Source organism: Faecalibacterium sp. An122 (assembly GCF_002160895.1).
Taxonomy (GTDB): Bacteria; Bacillota; Clostridia; order Oscillospirales; family Ruminococcaceae; genus Faecalibacterium.
In genome coordinates this window covers 1-937 of sequence record NZ_NFLL01000072.1, presented here as the reverse complement: position 1 = coordinate 937, position 937 = coordinate 1, and the positions used below count along the sequence as shown (strand labels likewise).

Here is a 937-nt window from a genome sequence, read left to right as displayed (position 1 = left end):
GCTTCTTCTGCCTTGCGGCTGTTGTAGGCCAGGGAACGGGTATACTCAAGCAGCTTCAGACCCGCCTCTGTCAGCCGCAGGATTTTGCCCTCATAGATAAAGAGCCGGCAGCCATAGTGATCTTCCAGGTAGTGAATGTGGTGGGTTACTGCGGGCTGAGTGAGGCAAAGCCGCTCCGCAGCCCGGGTATAATTCATGGTCTCACACAAGACAAGAAATGTGTTCCATCGAGGATCCAGCATAACATATCACCTATTACGTGGGTTTATAACTGTATAACAATTCTGCATTTTATTTTATCAATGATTGGCTCTATAATCAAGGTGTAAACATCAATGATCTGAGCGCACCGCAGCATATTTCTTCGGGAGAATGTTCGGCGAATGGCCGGATTTGTACCCACGGTAGAGCCAGCGGAAACAGATCATAGAATGGTTTTGTGCTGTTGGTTTGTTCTTGACGGTAACATGGAAAGGAAGCGTATGACTATGTACGATATCATCATCATCGGAGCAGGCCCTGCGGGTATCAGCGCAGGCATTTACGCAGTTAGTCGTGGAAAGCGCACATTGATTCTGGAAAAAGCCCAGGTGGGCGGCATCATTGGCAAGGTTTCCACTGTTACGCACTATACTGCCATTGAGAAGCAGGAAACCGGAGCTACATTTGCGGCTCGGATGAAAGAGCAGGCGCTCCAGGCCGGGGTGGAGATCGTTCAGGCCGAGGCTGTACATGTGGCGCTGACGGGAGAGGTTAAGTCTGTGGCCACGGACAGGGGCATTTATGAGGCCAAGCGTATCATTTTGGCAAACGGCGGTACGCCGCGGAAACTGGGTATTCCCGGCGAGAAGGAGCTTGCCGGCAAGGGCATGGGCATGAATGCTGCCAGAGATGGCGCCGCCTATGCCGGAAAAAATGTGTATGTGGTGGGTGGAGC

At 51.9% G+C, this 937-nt stretch carries 2 protein-coding genes; one reads left to right on the top strand and one right to left on the bottom strand.

The window, feature by feature from the left end:
- A partial coding sequence (locus tag B5E67_RS15285) for a LysR family transcriptional regulator (RefSeq protein ID WP_143405455.1) occupies window positions 1-242 on the bottom strand: 242 nt, incomplete at its 3' end.
- 246 nt (window positions 243-488) lie between these two features.
- On the opposite strand from B5E67_RS15285, the gene B5E67_RS15280 reads away from it, so the two are divergent.
- Window positions 489-937: NAD(P)/FAD-dependent oxidoreductase (locus B5E67_RS15280; RefSeq protein ID WP_143405454.1), on the top strand; the 449-nt coding region annotated here is incomplete at its 3' end.